Raw genomic sequence first — 18,167 nt, 5'->3', positions numbered from 1 at the left:
AGTGGCGGCGTCGGGGGCTAGACGCGTGAGCTCGTCGGCGGCGTCAGATGTGTAGAAGAGACGGTGGATGCGGCGCCGGGCCTCCAAGGGCGGATTCACGGCGTCCCCCGCCAAGCCCCTCCCGCCCGGCCCAAACCAGAAGAGGCTCGTCGCGACCCACCACGAGGGGCGCAGCCGTTCGCGACCACCTGACGGTTTATTGGCGGCGGCAAACCGTCACGCGTGTACGTCCAGCAGCCCCCGCTGGCGGATCAACTGGGCGCTGGAGAGCGTCACCTCCGCCGTGCCGGGGTCGCCATCGCCGCTGGCGGGGAAGCTGCCGCCACGCGGGGACTGGCCGGAGTCACCCTGCTGTTGCTGGCCGACATCGGCATGGGCGAGCTGGAAGCCCTGCTCGCCGAGCAGCTCACGCAGCCGCGGCAGAGTGCTTTCCAGCGCATGGCGCACCTCGACATGCGGGCTGCTGAAGCTGGCGTGGACCTTGTCGCCGTCCATCTGCAGGCGCACGTCGATCGTGCCCATGTCCTCGGGACTGATGCGGATGTGGGCGTGGCCGATCTTCTGTTCGGCCAGCCAGCCGACGCGTGCGCTGATGGCTTCATCGAAGCCTTCCTGCCCGAGTATCGGGGTGGGGGTCGGGTCAAGCGCCCGCGCCAGGGTGATGTCGGCGGCCGAACGGACGGCCTGCAGCGCACCGGGGGCGTGCAGGAGCGGGGCAGGGGCGGCTTCGTCGTTGGCTTCGCCCGGTTCTGCGCTCAGCGCGGCCAGCGCAGCCTCGATGTCGGCTGGCAATGCGCCCGCTGCAGGGCCGTCCGGCACCAGTGCGATGCCGCCCGCGACGGCGGCTGCGCCGGGGTTCGCCAGTGCAGGCAATGCCGAGGCGGGCGCCGATGCCGCAGTGCCGTTCGTCGCTGGGGTGGCCGAGGCAGGCGCGGCTTCTGGTGCCACCACCGGTGCGGCGGACAGGAGCAGGCCGGCAAGTCCCGGCGGCGGCCACGCGGCGGCCACCTCATCGGATGGTTCGGGCTCGGCGTTGTCGGCAGGTGCGGCCGGCTTGGCCGGGGTGGCTTCGGCGGCAGGGTCGGCGGCGGCTGCTTCTGCGTGCTCGCCAGGTGCCTGCGCATCCTTCTGCGGCGGGGCTGCATCGGTGGCCTGCGAGGCTGGCGTGGCGGAGGGCTTGCTGCGCTCACCACCCTTCAGCAGGCGGTCGAACCCGTTGCCGGGCGCTTCGCTGCCAGCCGATGCGGTGCGTGTGGTCGTGCCGTTACCGGCGCTGGTGGCCACACCGCTCGCGAGGGGAGATGCCATCATGACTGGCCACCGGATTCGCCGTCGCCGGCCTGCAGCAGACGTACGCGGCGGGCACCGAGGTCATCCATCTCGCGCTGGGTGCGCTTTTCCACCACCTGCTGTTCCTGCGCGCGATAGCTTGCGGCCAGCTGCTCGAGCACCTGCTTGTCACGGCTGGCCAGCAGCAGGCGCGCGCGCTCGGCTTCCACCTTTTCGCGGTTGCTGTCCACGGTCTGGCTCTGCTGGCTGACCGCGCTGTCCAGCCGGTCCAGGAAGGCGCGCCGGTTCAGCAGCTGCGCCGGGCTGGTGGCGGCCATCTGTGCGTTGGCGTACTCCTCGGCATAGCGGCGCAGTTCGTCCAGCCGCGACAGATGGGTGTCCAGGGTGCGCTGGCGCTCGGCGAGGTCGCGGGCGACGGTGTCTTCCTTTTCCTGCGCGCGCTTGAGCAGCGGGTCGATGCGCTTGGATTGCATCATGCGGGATTCTCCGGTTCCACCAGGCGCTTCAATGCGGCCTGGCTGTGGGGAAGGTCGGCAGCCTTGGCCACGTCCTGGCCGAGGAATTCGACGATCTCCGGCCAGCGTTCCAGTGCTTCGTCGGTGGCCGCGTCGTTGCCACGCTGGTAAGCACCGATGGCGATCAGGTCACGGTTGGAGGAGTACGCCGAGACCAGCCGCTTAAGCTTGCGGATGCGCAGGCGCCACGGCTCGTCGGCGATCTCGGTGACCACGCGGCTGACCGACGCTTCCACGTCGATGGCCGGGTACAGGCCGCTGTCGGCGACCCGCCGCGACAGCAGGATGTGGCCGTCGAGGATGGCGCGCGCCGCATCGGCGATGGGATCCTGCGGATCATCGCCCTCGGTCAGCACGGTGTAGAACGCGGTGATCGAGCCGCGGCCCTTGGCGCCGTTGCCGGCGCGCTCCACCAGCGCAGGCAGCTTGGCAAACACCGATGGCGGGTAGCCGCGGGTGGTGGGCGGTTCGCCGACCGACAAGCCGATTTCACGCTGGGCCTGGGCGAAACGGGTCAGCGAATCCATCAGCAGCAGCACGTTCAGACCCTGGTCGCGGTACCACTCGGCAATCGCCGTTGCCCGGTAAGCACCGTGCAGGCGCGCCAGCGGCGGGCGGTCGGCCGGGGCGGCCACCACCACCGCGCGGCGCAGGCCTTCTTCGCCGAGCGTGGATTCGACGAAGTCGCGCACTTCGCGGCCACGTTCGCCGATCAGCCCGACCACGATCACGTCGGCGGAGGTGAAGCGGGTCATCATGCCGAGCAGGGTGGACTTGCCGACGCCGGAACCGGCGAACAGGCCCACGCGCTGGCCGCGTCCGATCGGCAGCAGCGCATTGATCGCGCGCACGCCGACGTCCAGCGGCTGGGTGATCGGTTCGCGCGAAAGCGGATTCATCGACACGCCGGCCATCCCGACCGAGCCTTCGGCACGGATCGGACCCTTGCCATCCAGCGGCACGCCATCGCTGTCGATGACCCGGCCAAGCAGGCCTTCTCCCACGTCCACGCCGCCGCCGCGCCGCAGCGAGGGCACCACGCGGGCGTTCGGCAGCAGGCCATGCAGTTCGGCGCTGGGCATCAGGTAGGTGCGTTCGCCGGCGAAGCCGACCACCTCCGAATCCACCCATCCGCCGTCCACTTCCACCTTGCAGCTGGCGCCGAGCGGGGCTTCGCAGCCGACCGCTTCCAGGGTCAGGCCGACGGCGCGGCGCAGCACGCCTTCGCGGATCAGCCCGCGTCCGTGCAGGGTGTCGAAGTTCAGGGCATCCAGGCGGGCGCCCAGGCGCAGGTTGCGGGCACCGGTCCATTCCGGCGGCAGCGGCAGGTCCAAGGTGCTCATGTCGCGCTCCCGACCTGGCGCATCACCTTGTCCAGCGCGCCGCGCAGGCGGGCTTCCAGGGTGCCGTCGATGCGCACGCTTTCGGCATGCACGCGCAGGTCGCCGCGACTGAGCGCTGCGTCGGGGACCAGGCGCTGCTGCGGCGACAGGGTGAGCAGGGGCGACAATGCGGCGATGTCATCCGGGTGCAGGCGCACTTCGACATCACGGCTGCTGGTGCCGACCGCATCCACGCCTTCGGCGACCAGCTGCGCCAGCAGTTCCGGATCGGTCTGGTACGCGCGGCCGACCAGGGTGCCGGCGATGCGTACGGCCAGTTCGCCCAGCGCGGCGACGGCCTCGTTTTCCAGCCGCACCAGCGGCCGGCTGAAGTTGTCCAGGATGCCTTCCATCTGCGCGACCACGCGGCGCACTTCGGCCTGCCCCTGGGCATAGCCTTCGGCGTGGCCATGGGCGAACCCTTCTTTCTCGGCGGCGTCCTGGATGGCCTGGATTTCTTCCAGCGTGGGCGGCTGCAGGATCGGTTCGGGTTCGATCTCCGGCTCGTCGTGCAGGGCCTGCTCGTCGAGCAGCAGCTGCGTGGCGGCCAGCAGGTCGGGGGCATTCCAGCGGATCGCGGTGTTGTTCACAGCATCGCCTCCGCGCTGCCGCCCAGGGTGACCGTGCCTTCATCGGCCATGCGCTTGACGATGGCCAGGATCTCGCGCTGCGCCCCTTCCACGTCGGACAGGCGCACCGGACCGCGTGCCTCCATGTCTTCCAGCAGGATCTCCGCGGCGCGCTGGGACATGTTGCGGGTGATCTTGTCGCGCACCCGGATGTCGGCGCCGCGCAGGGCCAGGCCCAGCCGCTCGCCACTGACTTCGCGCAGCACCAGCTGCATTTCGCGGTCGTCCAGGTCCACCAGGTCGTCGAACACGAACATCATTTCCTGGATGCGGCCGCTCAGCGACGCATCCACGCGCGCGATCTCGCCCAGGATCACCTGGTCCTGCCCGCTGTCCATGAAGTTGAGGATGTTGGCCGCCACCTGCACGCCGCCGATGTTGGACGACTTCAGGTTCTGGTTGCCGGCGAACTGGCGTTCCATGATTTCGTTCAACTCGTTCAGCGCGTTCGGCGGGATCCCGTCGAGCGTGGCGATGCGCAGCAGCACGTCCACGCGGGTGCGCTCGGGCAGCAGCTTCAGCGCGTCGGCGGCCTGGTCGGTTTCCAGGTGGGCCATCACGATGGCGATGATCTGTGGGTGTTCGTTGCGCACCAGATCGGCCACTGCGCGCGGATCCATCCACTTCAGCGCGTCCAGTCCGGTGGTGTTGCGGCCGAGCAGGATGCGGTCGATCAGGCTGTTGGCCTTCTCACTGCCCAGCGCCTGCACCAGCATGTTGCGGATGTAGTCGTCCGATCCCACGCCCAGCGAGGTCTTGGACATCAGTTCGTTGTTGAAGCTGTCCATCACCCCTTCGACCTGTTCGCGGGTGACGTTGCTCATGGTCGCCATGGCGATGCCGATCTTCTGCACCTCCTTCGGCTCCATGTGGCGCAGCACGTCGGCTGCCTCCTGTTCGCCGAGCGACAGCAGCAGGATGGCGGCGCGCTGCACGCCGTTGAGCTGGGCCTCACTCATGGGCCACCCAGCCCTTGACCACCTGGGCCACCCGCTTGGAGTCGGTCTTCACAGATTCGCGTGCCATCCGCAGTCGTTCTTCGTAAGAGTCCACTGGCAGTGCCAGCGGTACGCCGCCCAGACTGGCGCGGTCGCGCTCCAGGGCCGGCAGGTCCATGTCATCGTCCACCAGCTGCACATCGGCGGTGAGCGGATCCTGGCCGAGCTGCGCCGGCTTCGGGCCGTCGCCGCTGATCGCACGCAGGGCGGGGCGCAGCACGCCGAACAGCAGCGCCAGCACCACGATGGCGCCCAGCAGCAGGCGCAGTCCATCCTGCACCCACGGCAGTTCCCACCAGTTCGGGCCTTCGATCGGGGTCACTTCGCGCACGAACGGGGCATTCATCACCGACACGGTGTCGCCGCGCTCGGCGTTGAAGCCGACCGCCTGCTTGACCAGTCCTTCGATGCGGGTCAGCTCGGCCGCCGACAGCGCCTGTTCGGTCATCTTGCCGTTGGCGCCGGGGCGCGGCACGTTGTCCAGCAATACCGCCACCGAAACGCGTTCGATGCGGCCACCCGGCTGCCGGGTGTGCTGCAGGGTGCGGTCCAGTTCGTAGTTGCGCGTGGCATTGCGCGAGGTCTCCGTTGGTGCGGCCGCAGTGGCCGCCGGCGCCGGCTGGCCGGGCGGCGCATTGCTGGCCGCCCCCGGCACACCCTGCGGGCCGGCCGTGCTGGTGGAGTTCTCGCTGGTCTGTTCGCTGCGCACCTTGGCCGGCTCGCCGTTGTACAGCTCGCGTGCCTCTTCGGTGGTGGAAAAGTCCATCGCCACCGTTACTTCCGGCTTGACCCGGCCGGGGCCGGTCATCGGTTCCAGCAGTTCGCGGATGCGCTGGTTGAACGAGGTTTCCTGGCGACGCACCTGTTCGAACTGGGCGGCATTGAGCGCCGCTTCGCTGTTCGGATCGGACACGCTGAGCATGCGGCCGCTCTGGTCGACCACGGTGACCCGCTCAGGGGTCAGGTCGGGGATGCTGGCAGCAACCATGTGCACGATGGCGTCGACCTGGCCGCGCTCCAGCTGCTGGCCACCGCGCAGTTCCAGCACCACAGAGGCACTGGCCACGTCGCGCTGGCGGGTGAACGCGCTGGGCTTGGGAATGGCCAGGTGGACGCGGGAATCGCGCACCGGGCGCAGCGTGTTGATGGTGCGCGACAGTTCGGTTTCCAGCGAATGCTGGTAGCGCGCGCTTTCCACGAACTGGCTGACACCGAAGCCCGGGTCGCGCTCCATCAGTTCGAAGCCGAGCCGGCCGTTGTCGGTCAGGCCGGAGCTGGCCAGCTTCAGGCGCGCATCGTGCAGGTTCTTCTCCGGCACGGTGATGCCGCCGGTGGCCGCGTCCAGTTCGAACGGGATCTGCGCGGCACGCAGCAGGTCGGTCGCCTCGGCGGTCGCCTTCTGGTCCAGGCCGGTGTACAGCGGCACCATGCCCGGCTTCTGCGACCAGAAGAACACGGCCAGGCCAGCGGCCACGGCCACTGCGATCATCGCCATCAGGCCCAGGCGGCGGGCGATCTGCAGGCTCTGCAGGCGATCAAACCACTGCCCGGCCTTTTCGCCGTTCAGTGCTTCCTTGGAAAGGGTCAAAGCCATCGCAGGTGATCCTTACAGCGGCATGTTCATCACGTCCTGGTAAGCCTGGACGAGACGGTTGCGGACTTCCACGGTTGCGCGGAAGGCGATCTGGGACTGCTGCGAAGCGACCATGACCTTGGCCAGGTCTGCGCCCGGGACGCCGAGTTCGAAGTCACGGGCGAGGGCGCCGGACTTGGCCTGTGCCTCGTTCACCCCGGACAGGGCGCCACGCAGGGTGTCGCTGAAACTGGCAGGCGTGGGCGCGCCGATGGTGCCCGGGGCTCCGGTCGGGATCGCATTGGTGCGCGGCATCTCCCCCAGCGGGCTGGCCAGAGGCTGCGAGGCCTGGGTCTGGAAGCTGCGGATCTGCGAAAGGATCGAGGTGACGGAGTGGGTCATGTGGCGCGATTCCATGGAGCGGGAACGAGGAGGCTTGCCCCGGTACTCATGCAAGTGCCGTGCCGGAATCGCTGAGTGGTTCAGCTGCCATGCGGGCAGGCGATGACGGAAACCCGGCGCCGGGTTTCCGCCTCGCCGCTGCGTGTCAGCGCGGCTGCAGGGTCCAGGTGCCACCGTTCTGGCGGCGCCGCGGTTCCATCGGGCCATCGAACTGGGTGAACACGAAGCGCCCCTGCAGGTCGGTGTGGCAGCTCAGCATCAACTGATAGTGGCTGTCGCCGGCTTCGAAGGCTTCATGCATGTCGATGACCGCCATGTTGTCGGCGATGCGCCGATAGGCATAGCTGCCGTGGAAGCGCAGGCGCGTGCCGAGCACGCTGAGCAGGTAGCGGTTGCCCGAGAAATCCACGCGGACCATGCGCCCGGCGTTCGGATTGTCCGGACGCCAGGTGGGGTCGCTGAGATTGGTGAAGCGGCGGCCGTCGACATGCTCGGGCAGGCGGCAGCCGGGCTCGGCGGTGTAGGGGGTGGCGTACGCGGCGGGGAGCAGGCCGGCGGCCAGCGGAAGAAGCCAGAAAAAAGTGCGCATGGAGGTGCTCCGGCAGGACGGAGCTTCCAGCGTGCGCCTGGAGATGAGTGCCGGCCCTAAGAAAAGCCCCAATCGGCGCGTGGGCGCTTCTCGGTAGTGACGGCCGTCTCATCCGGTGGGTGACGACCGTTGGTCGTGGTGGGTGACGACCGTCGCATCCGGTGGGTGACGACCGTTGGTCGTCACGGCGTTGCCCTTGCCGCTGCGCTCGCCGAGCGCGGCTCGGCGCTACCAGCGTTGCCGGCGTTCTCCGCCGTTTCGGTCAGCCAGTCAATTCCGGCTGGTCGCGTTCGATACCGTACTTGCGCAGCTTCTCCACCAGTGTCGTGCGACGCAGGCCCAGCAGCTGGGCGGCATGCGCCACCACGCCCTGGGTGCGTTCCAGCGCCTCATGGATCAGCGCCAGTTCGATGGTCGCCATATGGTTGCGCAGGTCCAGCCCGTCATCCGGCAGGCCGGCCGGCGGTGCCGGCGGGGCATGGCCCTGGCCGGGGGCATGGAAGGAGAAGCTTCGCAGGTCCAACCGGTCATCGCCGGAGGCCGGGGCGTCCAGCACGGGGGCGACTGCTACCGCCGGCACCGGCAGGTCGGCCCGATAACGCACCGGCAGGTCCTGCACGCGCACGGTGCCACCGGGATGCAGCACGGCCAGGCGCTCGACCAGGTTGGTCAGTTCGCGCACGTTGCCAGGCCAGGCATAGGTGGTCAGTGCCTGCAGCGCTTCGGGTGCGAAGCGGACTTCGCCACGGCCGGTGCGCGCCAGCTGGGCGGCGATGTTCTCGGCCAGCATCGGCAGGTCTTCGATGCGTTCGCGCAGCGCCGGTACGTCGATCGGGAACACGTTGAGCCGGTAGAACAGGTCCTCGCGGAACTTGCCATCGGCGATGCGGCTTTCCAGATCGCGGTGGGTGGCGGCGATGACGCGCACGTTGCAGCGGATCGTCTCGTTTCCTCCGACGCGCTCGAAGCTGCGTTCCTGCAGCACGCGCAGCAACTTGACCTGCATCGGCAGGCTCATGTCCCCGATCTCGTCCAGCAGCAGGGTGCCGCCCTCGGCCATTTCGAAACGGCCCTTGCGCGTGCTCAGCGCACCGGTGAACGCGCCTTTTTCGTGACCGAACAACTCGCTTTCCAGCAGGTCCGGCGGAATCGCGCCGCAGTTGATCGCAACGAACGGCCCATCGCGGCGCGGTGAGCGCTGGTGGATCGCACGCGACACCACTTCCTTGCCGGTCCCGGACTCGCCCAGTACCAGCACGGTGGTGTCGAACGCCGACACCTGTTCGATCATCTGGCGCAGTGCGATCACCGCTGGCCCGGTGCCAGTGGGGCCTTGTTCCTGCACCGCGCCGGCCTGGTGTTCAGCGTCCAGCCGCTTGAGGCTGGCGCGGCGCAGCAGCGCCTCCATCTGGGCGTGGCGCAGCGGCGCCTCCAGTGGCCAGATGTTGGCCTCATGCATGCCGTGCCGGCGCGCGAACGCCTGTGCATCGCCGTCGATCAACAGCACCGGCGGCGGCAGGCTGCTCTGGCCCAGCCACTGGAACAACGCGCTGCTGGCTTCGTTGTCGTCCAGCGCACCGACGATCACCGCCATCCAGTCGTTCTGGCGATAGCGGCCGGTGGAGAAGTCCGCCGCGTCGGACACCCAGCGCGGGTTGAAATCCATGAACTCCAGCAGGGCGACGGTGTGCTCGGCGCGGACAGCGTCATTGTCCAGCAGCAGGATCCGTGACTCGCTCATTTCAGTTTCCCTTCAACCCTTCCAGGATCGGCATGACTTCCTGGATATAGGACAGCTTGCTGACGAAATTGTCGGCGCCGGCGCGCAAGGCATGCTCGCGGTGTTCGGCATCGTCGAAGTGGCTGGCGATCACGATGTACGGGGCATCGTCCTGCGATTTGATCAGGCGGGTAGCCTGCAGGCCGCCCATTTCCGGCATCGCCAGGTCCATCAGCACCACCTGCGGACGCAGGCTTTCCGAGCGCTCGATGGCTTCCAGTCCGTTGCCGGCGCTGCCGACCACGGCCAGCCAGTCAACCTTGCGGAAGTGGCGCATGGCGGCGTTGATGAAACCCTCGTGGTCATCGACCAGCAACACGGTGAGCTTGTCCATTCCAGTTCGTCCTCAGCCCACCCGGGCCATCAGCGGTTGCCGGACCACCGGCCGACGGCGCTCGCGCGCCGGGGCGATATCCAGTTGTTCCCGGTATTTTGCAACGGTCCGGCGTGCAATGTTCACTCCCTGGCGCGCCAGCAGCCCGGCGATGGCCTCATCGGCCAGTGGCCGCCCCGCCGGTTCAGATTCGATCAGCCGGCGCACCATGGCTTTCACGGCCGCCCCGGAGACGCTGGCCCCTTCCAGCCGCACGGCGAAGAAGTGCTTGAGTTCGAAGGTACCACGCGGGGTCTGCAGGTATTTGCCGGTGGTGATGCGCGAAACGGTGGATTCGTGCATGCCGATGCTATCGGCCACTTCCTTCAGGGTCAGCGGGGCCATCGCCTCGTCGCCGCGGGTCAGGAAGGCGGCCTGGCGCTCGACGATCACCCGCGCGGTGCGCAGCAGGGTGTCGTGGCGCATCGACAGGCCGCGGGTCAGCCAGCGCGCCTCGGCGAGCATTTCGCGCATGGCCGGGCTGGCATCGGGGCAGTCGGCCAGGGCCTGTTCGTAGTCCCGGTTGATGCCCACCCGGCGGCTGCTGCGGCTGTTCAGCGCAACGCGCCACTGGCCGTCGGCGTGCCAGGCGCTGACATCGGGCACCACCACCGCGTTGCGCTCGGGCAGCAGGCTGTCACCGGGCCGCGGCTGCAGGGACAGGATCAGCCGTACCGCTTCGTGCACGTCGGCTTCTTCACTGCCGTGCGCCGCGGCCAGGGCGGGGTAATCGTGGCCGGCCAGCAACTCCAGCGATCCGGCCAGTATGCGCCGTGCCAGATGGCGGGCGGCCACCGCGCCGGGCAGGGCGTCCAACTGGGCCTGCAGGCATTCACCCAGGTGCTGTGCGGCCATGCCGGCCGGGTCGCCCTGCAGCAGGCGCTGGCGGATGGCCTCCAGTTCTTCGGCCTGCACGTCCAGCCGGGCGCTGCCCAGCAGTTGCAGCTGCGCCAGCGGAGACTGCAGGTAACCCGCATCGTCGCAATGTTCCAGCCAGAAGGCGGCGATGCCCAGTGCGCGCTCGTCCAGTTCCAGTGCCAGGCCCTGCAGGATGCGCAGGTGCGGATCGCTGGACTGGCCGGCGGCGATGCGCGCCATGCGGTCGTCGTCACCGTCCTGCCAGCTGGCGCCGGGGATGTCCCACATGCCGCTCTCGGGCAGTTCGTCGAAGGCGGCCGCATCGGTGGCCGCGTCCACCGCGCTGCCTGCCTCGGCCACGCTGTCGCGGACTTCCTCGATTTCCAGCAGCGGGTTGTTGTCCAGGGCGCGCTGGATTTCCTGCTCCAGCTGCAGGCCATCGAGCTGCAGCAGCCGGATCGACTGCAGCAACTGCGGTGTCAGGTGGAGGTTCTGGCCCAGCTGGACATTGAGTGCGGCTTTCATCTGCATTCCCCTGCGCCATCCCCGACGCGTTATGGAACACATCTTGCTTGTTGGCCGGGGTAGGGGAAATCGGGGGGTTCCTGAGCGCGCTAGGGCCGCCCCTGACCCGTGGTCAGGAAAATCCCTACATCGCAACGGGTTTCCGTCACGGTGCCCGTTGCAAGTGCCTGATCTGCAGTAGCGGTCCGGCCTGCCGTCGCAGGAATCTCGACGCGCGGCGGCCACGGCGTCGGAAAAGCGTCGTCGCCCGCTATTCCAGATCGCTCTGGTGGCGCGCGGCCAGCAGCACCAGGTCATTGGCGCGACGGCAGCCCAGCGATTCCATCATCCGCGCGCGATGGGTTTCCACGGTCTTGACGCTGATCCCGAGGTCGGCCGCCATTTCCTTGTTGCTCTGCCCGCTGCCGATCCGGCGCAGGATCTCGCGCTGGCGCGGGGACAGGGCCGCCACGCCCACCGGCTTCTCCCGCCCCAGCATCGGGGCAAGCATCTTTGCCGAAATCTGCGGGCTCAGGAACACCTGGCCGGCATGCGCCGCGCGCAGTGCCAGTTCCAGTTCGCCAGGCGCGGCATCCTTGACCACGAAACCTACTGCGCCGCGATCCAGCGCATCACGCACGTGGGCGACGTCGTCATGCATGGTCATCATCACCACGCGCGATCCAGGGGCATGCAGGCGTATATCGCTGAGTGCTTCCAGGCCGGTCCGCCCGGGCAGGGAAAGATCCATCAGCACCACATCCGGTGCATGCTGCAGCGCTTGCTGGAGCGCCTGTTCAGCATTGCTGGCTTCGGCCACCAGCTGGACATCGGCGAATCCCTGCAGCAGTCGCCCAAGGCCGGCGCGGACTAGGGTGTGGTCGTCGACGATCAGAACGCGCAAGGTGAGCAGCTACAGGCAGGGAAGGGACCACCATAACGGACCGGGGCCGGGCAGCCAATAGCGACAGTCGCGTACAGCGACGGCCATCCCGTATTGCGCCTCAGCGGTAGCGTCGGGCGTCGGCGATCTGGCGGCGGTGCAGGCGGAACAGGTGGCGTTCCATTGCCATTTCCAGCCCGTCACCGAGCTCGTCGAAACGCAGCCACAGATAGTGGCCGCCGGCGCCGTTGGCTGCTTCGGCCACCACCTGCACGGGCAGGTCCACGTGGTCCGGCAGCCAGTCGCTGGGCTGCAGGCGCACCGTGCCGGCACTGCCCGCAACCGCGCCGCTGCGCGGGCCCAGCTGCAGTCGGATGCCGCGTCGCGACCAGCGTAGCGGACGCAGGGGCAGGGCATCGGCCTGCTGGCGTACCAGCCGGCCCACCAGCAGCAGCACCAGATCGAGCTTGGCTTCGATGCGCTGCTGGCCGGGGCTGGCTTCGCCGCGGTCGTCTTTGTCCTCGCCGCGGCTGTCTTCCACCAGGCCGATGCTGCGCAGCAGCTGCTCGGCCGCGCTGGCGCGCACGCCGCCGCTGCCGCGCAGGAAGTCCGCGGGCAGGTCCACGTCGCAGCTCAGCGTTTCATCGAACAGCTCGCTTTCAGCGGGATGGTGGATCAGCGGCGCGGCGGGCGTGTTCATGCCAGCGATTCTGCCTTCAGGTAGGCATGCGCAGCGCGAAGGGAGCGCTTGCCGTGGTTGAGGTGGGCAGCCGCTTCATCGCGGAGCTGCACCATGCGGCCCCTCACCCGCTGCTGATGGGCAAGCAGGGTCCGGATCGCCTCATCGGTGGGGCGTTCGACGCTCAGCGACAGCGCGGCCACCGCCTGCAGGTGCTCGGCCATCAGGCGTTCGCTGCCTTCATGGTCGCCGCTGGGCAGGTGCGCTTCCAGCGTCTCCAGCGAGGCGTGCAGCGGCTGCAGCACCAGCGCGCTCATGGTGTCCCTGCGCCACGGATCTGGCGCTGGTCGCCGGGGATGGCGTTCCAGGCCGAGTCGATCTCCATCATCAGGCTCAGTGCATCCTTCAGCGCAGCCGGATCGTTGTGCAGGTTGGCTTCGGTCAAGCGCACGATCACGAACTCGTAGAGCGCGGACAGGTTGGCGGCGATCTCACCGCCGGCCTCATGGTCCAGCGATCCGTCGAGATGGCCGACGATCGAGCAGGCTTCGCCGATCGCCTTGCCCTTGCGCGCCTGGTCACTGCGCTGCAGCGCGGCCTCGGCGGTGCGGATGCGCTCGCAGGCACCGGCCAGCAGCAGCGCCACCAGCTTGTGCGGGTCCGCATCGACCACCGAAGTGCTGACGCCGACCTTGCGGTACTGCTCGGCGAACTGCCGGTTTGTGCCGTACATGTATGGTTTCTCCTGGGGTCCCATGGTGCGTGCGGTCCCGGAGGCGGGCGACGCGCGATGGCACCAGATGTTTCATTTGATATCGGCCCGGAGGCCGACGAACTTGAGTCGATCAGCTGTTGCTGAGCAGCTGCGAGCTGAGCGAACCGCTCGCGCTCTGCATCTGCGCCACCATCTTTTCCATGGCGGTGAATTGCTTGGTGTAGCGCTCGCTGACCTTCTCCATCCGCGCATCCAGGTCATCCAGCTGCTTTTCCAGCGCCTTGATTTCCTTGTTGAGCGAATTGGTGCGCTGGGTAAGCGTGCCGGTGCTGGTATCCAGGTTGCTCTTCAGCAGGGCGGTCATCGATTTGCCAATGCTGCCTTCTGCCCCGAACAGCGCCTTCACCGCTTCGGGATCCTTGCCGATCGCGGTATCGAGCTTGGCCGCGTCCAGGCTCAGGGTGCCATCTGCGGCGATGGTCATGCCCATGGCCTTGAGATCATTGACGTTGGCGCTGAGCGAGCTGCGCAGCTGCTGCTGCAGCCCGCGCACCATCGCATCGCCGGTCAGCGTGGAGGCCGTACCGGTTTCGGCGTTGTAGGCGCTTGAGGATTTCAGCGTGCCCTGGATGGCGTTGTAGGCGCTGACGAAGGCAGTCAGGTTTGACTTCAGCGCCGTGTTGTCCGGGGTCAGGGTCAGTGTCTGCTTTTCGCCTTCCTTGGCTTTGGTCAGCGTCAAGCTTATGCCGGGAACCAGGTCGGTGATGGTGTTTGAACTGGAGGTGCGGGTGAAGCCGTCCACCACGACTACCGCATCCTGGGCCGCGACCATCTCGGTCAGTTTCGAGGTGCCGGCCGGATCGTGGACCAGGTCGGCGAGGCCGCCATTGCCGCCAGTCGTGCTGATGGTAAGTGCGCCCTTGGTGCCCGAATCCACCGCACTCAGCACCAGGTGCTGGCCATCATCGGCGGTCACGATGGCAGCGGTGACACCCTTTCCGCCGGCGGCGGAGTTGATCGCCGCAGCGACCTCTGCCAGCTTGGCGCCGACAGGAATGGTGACGTTGATCGTCTTGTCACCGTGGCCGATGCTGAGCGTGCCGTCGCCGATCACCGCGTCCTTCTCATAGGCCTTGGAGCTGAGCTTCTGGCTCTGCGCCAGTGTCTTGACCTCCACCTCGTGCGTACCGGCCGCCGCTTTGCCGGCGGTCGTGGCGGTGTCCAGGGTGGCGGTGAAGTTCGATTCCGTCGGCGTGCTGGGCTTGATGCCCGGCGCGGCGGCGCCCTTGACCAGTGCGATCAAGGCCGTCTGCAGGCTGGTCATGCCATTCTTGATGCTGCCCAGTGCGGACACCTTGGCCGTCGCGGCGGTTCCGGCGGTATTGATCTGGTTCTGGCGCGGCGCGCGCTCACTGGCAACCAGCTGGGAGACCAGGGAAGGAATGTCGAGGCCGGAACCGATGGTGCCGAGGGACATGGAAGGATCCTTGTGCTGTGACGGCACGAGCCGATGCCATGCATCAGCTATCGGCCGTGGTCGGGCAAGCTTGAGCGCGGTTGCGCTGCCGACGGTGATGCAAGCCCCGTGCCACCCCGGTAATGACGGCCGCTGGCCGTCAATCCTTCACTGGCCACACAAACGAAAAGGGGGCTTTCGCCCCCTTTCCGGTATTACGTATTGCTTGGCCGAAGGATCAGCGCAGCAGGCTCAGCACGTTCTGGCTGGACTGGTTGGCCTGGGCCAACATCGCCGTACCGGCCTGCTGCAGGATCTGGTTACGGGTCAGCTCAGCGGTTTCCGACGCATAGTCGGTATCGCGGATGCGGCTGCGTGCAGCGGACATGTTCTCTGAGGAGGTGCTCAGGTTGGCCACCACCGAGGTGAAGCGGTTCTGCACGGCGCCCAGGTCGGCGCGGGCGGAGTTGATCGAGTCCAGTGCAGCGTCCATCGCCTTCAGTGCGTTGTCCGCACCGGCAACGTCGGAGATGTCCAGGTCGTCAAAGCCGGTGTCGGCAGCGCCGGCGGCCCAGGCAGTGCCCACGGCGCTGGCGGCGGTGGAACCTGCGGTCAGGCCGGTCTGGGCCAGCAGGCCAGCGGCATCGGAGCCGCCGCCGGCAGCCACGGTGACGTTGCCATCAGCGCCGGTCAGGACCAGCTTGCCCGAATCCAGCGAAGCGGAAACGCCGGTGTTGTAGCTCTGGGCATTGATCGACTTGACCAGTTCGTCAGCGCGCTGTGCCGAGCTGCCGGCTTCGCCGAAGTTGATCGTGGCCGAACCCTTCGAACCGGTCAGGGTGAAGCTGCCCGAGGAGAAGGTGTTGGCACCGGCGGCGCCGCCAGCGGTCTGGGCCGCCACGGTGGTGACGCCACCCGGCACGTCGCCGGCCAGTTCAACCGCGGCGGCGGTGGTGTTGGACAGGGCGACGTTGGTGCCGTCAACAGTGGCCAGGCCAGCGGCTTCGCCGTTGATGGCGGCTACCACGGCGGTGGCGAAGTCAGCGGCGCTACGGCCGACGCCGGCTGCGACGGAGACGTTCTCGCCATCGACGGTGAAGTTGAATTCGGCTTCCACGTCCACCGCCGACAGGTCCAGCGTCGCGGTACCCGGGGTAGCGGCACCACCGCCTGCGCCTGCTGCGCCGGCCGGAGCCGCGCCGGTCATCTTGGCGGCGGTGTCGACCTTGTTCCAGTTGCCCAGCGAAGCGATGTTCGCGTTGGCGATCTGGGCGATGTCGATGGTCTGGCCCTGGTTGGCGCCGATCTGGAAGGACTGGCTCTGGAAGCTGCCGTCCAGCAGCTTGGTGCCGTTGAAGTTGGTCTGCTCGGCAACGCGCTGGATTTCAGCCTTCAGCAGCTGCACTTCCGAGTTCAGGGCCTGGCGGTCCGAATCGGAGTTGGTGGCGTTGCGGGACTGCACGGCCAGCTCGCGGATGCGCTGCAGGTTGTTGCCGATCTCGCCCAGCGCGCCTTCGGCGGTCTGTGCCAGCGAGATACCGTCATTGGCGTTGCGCGACGCCTGGTTCATGCCGCGCACCTGGGTGGTGAAGCGCTCGGAGATGGCCAGGCCGGCCGCGTCGTCCTTGGCGCTGTTGATGCGCAGGCCCGAAGACAGGCGCTGGATCGAGGTGGCGAGGCTGTTGCCGCTGGTGCCCAGGTTGCGCTGTGCGTTGAGCGACATGGTGTTGGTGTTGATGACTTGTGCCATGGTGCGGTTTTCCTTTTTGGCAGTGGGTCCGGCAGATCAGCCTGGCCGGTAACGGGGGCAGTGGATGGGCGCCCCGGTGGGGGTGTGCTGCCGCTGCTGAAATCAATAACGGCACTGCCTGCCCAGCCTTTAGCCACAAGTCAATATTTTTTTCCAGGATCGGTAGCGTCGGGCCATGCTCGGCGGCCTTTGGAGGCAGAAAGGCCCCGCCGGTTGCCTGGCGGGGCCTTTGGGTGCTGCGCTTGGCTCGGCGCCACCGGGGCCGGCGTGGCGTGTGCCACCCGGCCTCAGCGTTTTACGACTGCAGCAGGCTGAGCACGTTCTGCGGCGCCTGGTTGGCCTGGGCCAGCATCGCCGTGCCGGCCTGCTGCAGGATCTGCGTGCGGGTCAGTTCGGCGGTCTCCGTCGCATAGTCCGTATCGCGGATGCGGCTGCGCGCGGCGGACATGTTCTCCGAGGAAGTGGTCAGGTTGGCGATGGTGGAACTGAAGCGGTTCTGCACCGCACCCAGATCAGCGCGCGAGGAGTTGATCGAGGTCAGCGCCGCATCCATTGCGTTGAGCGCGTTGTCCGCGCCCAACGTGGAGGTGATGTCCAAGTCGGCGAAGCCCGACTTGGGCAGACCGGCCGCCCACGCGCTGCCGATGGCGGCGCCGGCGGTGGTGCCGGCGGTCAGGCCGGTCTGTTCGGTCAGCGTTGCGCCGCCGGCCAGGGTGAAGTCGCCATCCTGCGATGCCAGCAGCAGGCGGCCGCTGCTGTCCAGCGAAGCGGTAACACCGGTGTTGTAGCTCTGGTCGTTGATCGACTTGACCAGATCGCTGGCACGCTGTCCTGCACCGCCAGCCGCAGCGAAGTTGATGGTAGCGGTGCCCTTGGCGCCGGTCAGGGTGAAGCTGCCGGCAGAGTAGGTCGCAGTGCCGCCCGCGCCCTGTGCGGCGACCGTCTGTGCTGCAACGCCGTTGGAGAACGTATCGACCACCACGGCAGCCGCACCCGTGTTTTCCAGCGCAACGTCGTTGCCGTCGGCACTGGCCAGGCCGGGGCGCACGCTGTTGATCTGGGTGGCCACTTCAGCCGCCAGGCCGGCCGCATCACGCGCGCCATCGGCTGCAACGGTCACTTCGGTGCCATCCACTTCGAAGGTGAACGTCGCGGTCGGGTCCGCCACGCCGGCAAGGCTCAGGCTGGCCAGGCCCGGACCGGCCACGCCACCGCCGGTGCCTGCTGGTGCGACGGCGGTGAACGTGGCCGAGGTGTCGACCTGGTTCCAGTTGCCCAGTTCCTTGATGTTGGCGTTGGCGATCTGCGAGATGTTGATCGTCTGGCCCTGGTCGGCGCCGATCTGGAAGGCCTGGTTGGTGAAGCTGCCGTCCAGCAGGTTGGTGCCGTTGAAGTTGGTCTGCTCTGCGACGCGCTGGATCTCAGCCTTCAACAACTGCACTTCGGCGTTCAGCGCCTGGCGGTCGGAATCGGAGTTGGTGGCGTTGCGCGCCTGCACGGCCAGCTCGCGGATGCGCTGCAGGTTGTTGCCGATCTCGCCCAGCGCGCCTTCGGCGGTCTGCGCCAGCGAAATGCCGTCGTTGGCATTGCGCGCGGCCTGGTTGATGCCGCGGATCTGGGTGGTGAAGCGCTCGGAGATCGCCAGGCCCGCCGCGTCGTCCTTCGCACTGTTGATGCGCAGGCCCGATGACAGGCGCTGGATCGAGGTGGCCAGCGAGTTGCCGCTGGTGGAAAGGTTGCGCTGGGCGTTCAGCGACATCGTGTTGGTGTTGATGATCTGTGCCATGGGGC

The 18,167-nt window shown here is 67.8% G+C and carries 18 protein-coding genes; all 18 read right to left on the bottom strand.

All coding sequences use genetic code 11. From position 1 onward, the window contains the following. Window positions 1-216 precede the first annotated feature (216 nt). Window positions 217-1,308: a flagellar hook-length control protein FliK gene (locus CXG43_RS05495; protein WP_101099040.1), complete on the bottom strand. Its 1,092-nt coding sequence runs from the start codon at window positions 1,306-1,308 to the stop codon at window positions 217-219. Beyond that, entirely contained in the window at window positions 1,308-1,766 is a 459-nt protein-coding gene (gene fliJ / locus CXG43_RS05490; RefSeq protein WP_101099025.1) for a flagellar export protein FliJ, read from the bottom strand. The genes CXG43_RS05495 and fliJ overlap by 1 nt, the downstream gene beginning before the upstream one ends. Next, complete coding sequence (locus tag CXG43_RS05485) at window positions 1,763-3,148, bottom strand: FliI/YscN family ATPase (RefSeq protein ID WP_057507691.1); 1,386 nt, start codon at window positions 3,146-3,148, stop codon at window positions 1,763-1,765. The genes fliJ and CXG43_RS05485 overlap by 4 nt, the downstream gene beginning before the upstream one ends. Further along, a complete protein-coding gene (locus CXG43_RS05480; protein WP_223181854.1) occupies window positions 3,145-3,723 on the bottom strand; it encodes a FliH/SctL family protein in 579 nt (192 codons plus the stop codon). Before CXG43_RS05480 ends, CXG43_RS05485 begins: the two co-directional genes overlap by 4 nt. Before the next feature lie 50 nt (window positions 3,724-3,773). After that, window positions 3,774-4,775 (bottom strand): flagellar motor switch protein FliG, encoded by a 1,002-nt coding sequence (gene fliG / locus CXG43_RS05475; protein ID WP_042615421.1) that lies wholly within the window; start codon window positions 4,773-4,775, stop codon window positions 3,774-3,776. After that, the gene (fliF, locus tag CXG43_RS05470) at window positions 4,768-6,408 is read right to left on the bottom strand and encodes a flagellar basal-body MS-ring/collar protein FliF (RefSeq protein WP_101099024.1); all 1,641 of its coding nucleotides are present in this window, start codon (window positions 6,406-6,408) and stop codon (window positions 4,768-4,770) included. Before fliF ends, fliG begins: the two co-directional genes overlap by 8 nt. Before the next feature lie 12 nt (window positions 6,409-6,420). Beyond that, window positions 6,421-6,789 carry a flagellar hook-basal body complex protein FliE gene (gene fliE, locus CXG43_RS05465; protein WP_042615448.1) on the bottom strand — a complete coding sequence of 123 codons (369 nt, stop codon included), beginning with the start codon at window positions 6,787-6,789 and terminating at the stop codon, window positions 6,421-6,423. A gap of 145 nt (window positions 6,790-6,934) precedes the next feature. After that, window positions 6,935-7,378, bottom strand: coding sequence for a hypothetical protein (locus CXG43_RS05460; protein ID WP_101099023.1), 444 nt, complete (start codon window positions 7,376-7,378; stop codon window positions 6,935-6,937). 262 nt (window positions 7,379-7,640) lie between these two features. Next, window positions 7,641-9,119 carry a sigma-54 dependent transcriptional regulator gene (locus CXG43_RS05455; protein WP_101099022.1) on the bottom strand — a complete coding sequence of 493 codons (1,479 nt, stop codon included), beginning with the start codon at window positions 9,117-9,119 and terminating at the stop codon, window positions 7,641-7,643. A gap of 1 nt (window position 9,120) precedes the next feature. Continuing rightward, on the bottom strand, window positions 9,121-9,492 hold the full coding sequence (locus tag CXG43_RS05450; RefSeq protein ID WP_057507695.1) for a response regulator transcription factor: 372 nt from the start codon (window positions 9,490-9,492) through the stop codon (window positions 9,121-9,123). Between the two features lie 12 nt (window positions 9,493-9,504). Beyond that, a complete protein-coding gene (gene rpoN, locus CXG43_RS05445) occupies window positions 9,505-10,914 on the bottom strand; it encodes an RNA polymerase factor sigma-54 (RefSeq protein WP_101099038.1) in 1,410 nt (469 codons plus the stop codon). A gap of 250 nt (window positions 10,915-11,164) precedes the next feature. After that, window positions 11,165-11,797: a response regulator transcription factor gene (locus CXG43_RS05440; RefSeq protein ID WP_042615450.1), complete on the bottom strand. Its 633-nt coding sequence runs from the start codon at window positions 11,795-11,797 to the stop codon at window positions 11,165-11,167. A gap of 100 nt (window positions 11,798-11,897) precedes the next feature. Then, the gene (locus CXG43_RS05435) at window positions 11,898-12,476 is read right to left on the bottom strand and encodes a PilZ domain-containing protein (RefSeq protein ID WP_101099021.1); all 579 of its coding nucleotides are present in this window, start codon (window positions 12,474-12,476) and stop codon (window positions 11,898-11,900) included. Next, window positions 12,473-12,772: a hypothetical protein gene (locus CXG43_RS05430; protein WP_101099020.1), complete on the bottom strand. Its 300-nt coding sequence runs from the start codon at window positions 12,770-12,772 to the stop codon at window positions 12,473-12,475. Before CXG43_RS05430 ends, CXG43_RS05435 begins: the two co-directional genes overlap by 4 nt. Then, complete coding sequence (gene fliS, locus CXG43_RS05425; protein WP_101099019.1) at window positions 12,769-13,188, bottom strand: flagellar export chaperone FliS; 420 nt, start codon at window positions 13,186-13,188, stop codon at window positions 12,769-12,771. The genes CXG43_RS05430 and fliS overlap by 4 nt, the downstream gene beginning before the upstream one ends. Before the next feature lie 112 nt (window positions 13,189-13,300). Continuing rightward, entirely contained in the window at window positions 13,301-14,647 is a 1,347-nt protein-coding gene (gene fliD / locus CXG43_RS05420; RefSeq protein WP_101099018.1) for a flagellar filament capping protein FliD, read from the bottom strand. 217 nt (window positions 14,648-14,864) lie between these two features. Continuing rightward, window positions 14,865-16,376, bottom strand: a complete 1,512-nt coding sequence (locus tag CXG43_RS05415; protein ID WP_101099017.1) for a flagellin — start codon at window positions 16,374-16,376, stop codon at window positions 14,865-14,867. 295 nt (window positions 16,377-16,671) lie between these two features. Beyond that, window positions 16,672-18,162 carry a flagellin gene (locus tag CXG43_RS19590; RefSeq protein WP_101099016.1) on the bottom strand — a complete coding sequence of 497 codons (1,491 nt, stop codon included), beginning with the start codon at window positions 18,160-18,162 and terminating at the stop codon, window positions 16,672-16,674. Window positions 18,163-18,167: the final 5 nt, after the last annotated feature.

This window comes from Stenotrophomonas sp. Bg11-02 (genome assembly GCF_002836635.1).
Taxonomy (GTDB): Bacteria; Pseudomonadota; Gammaproteobacteria; order Xanthomonadales; family Xanthomonadaceae; genus Stenotrophomonas; species Stenotrophomonas lacuserhaii.
This window is presented reverse-complemented; position numbering and strand designations above follow the sequence as displayed.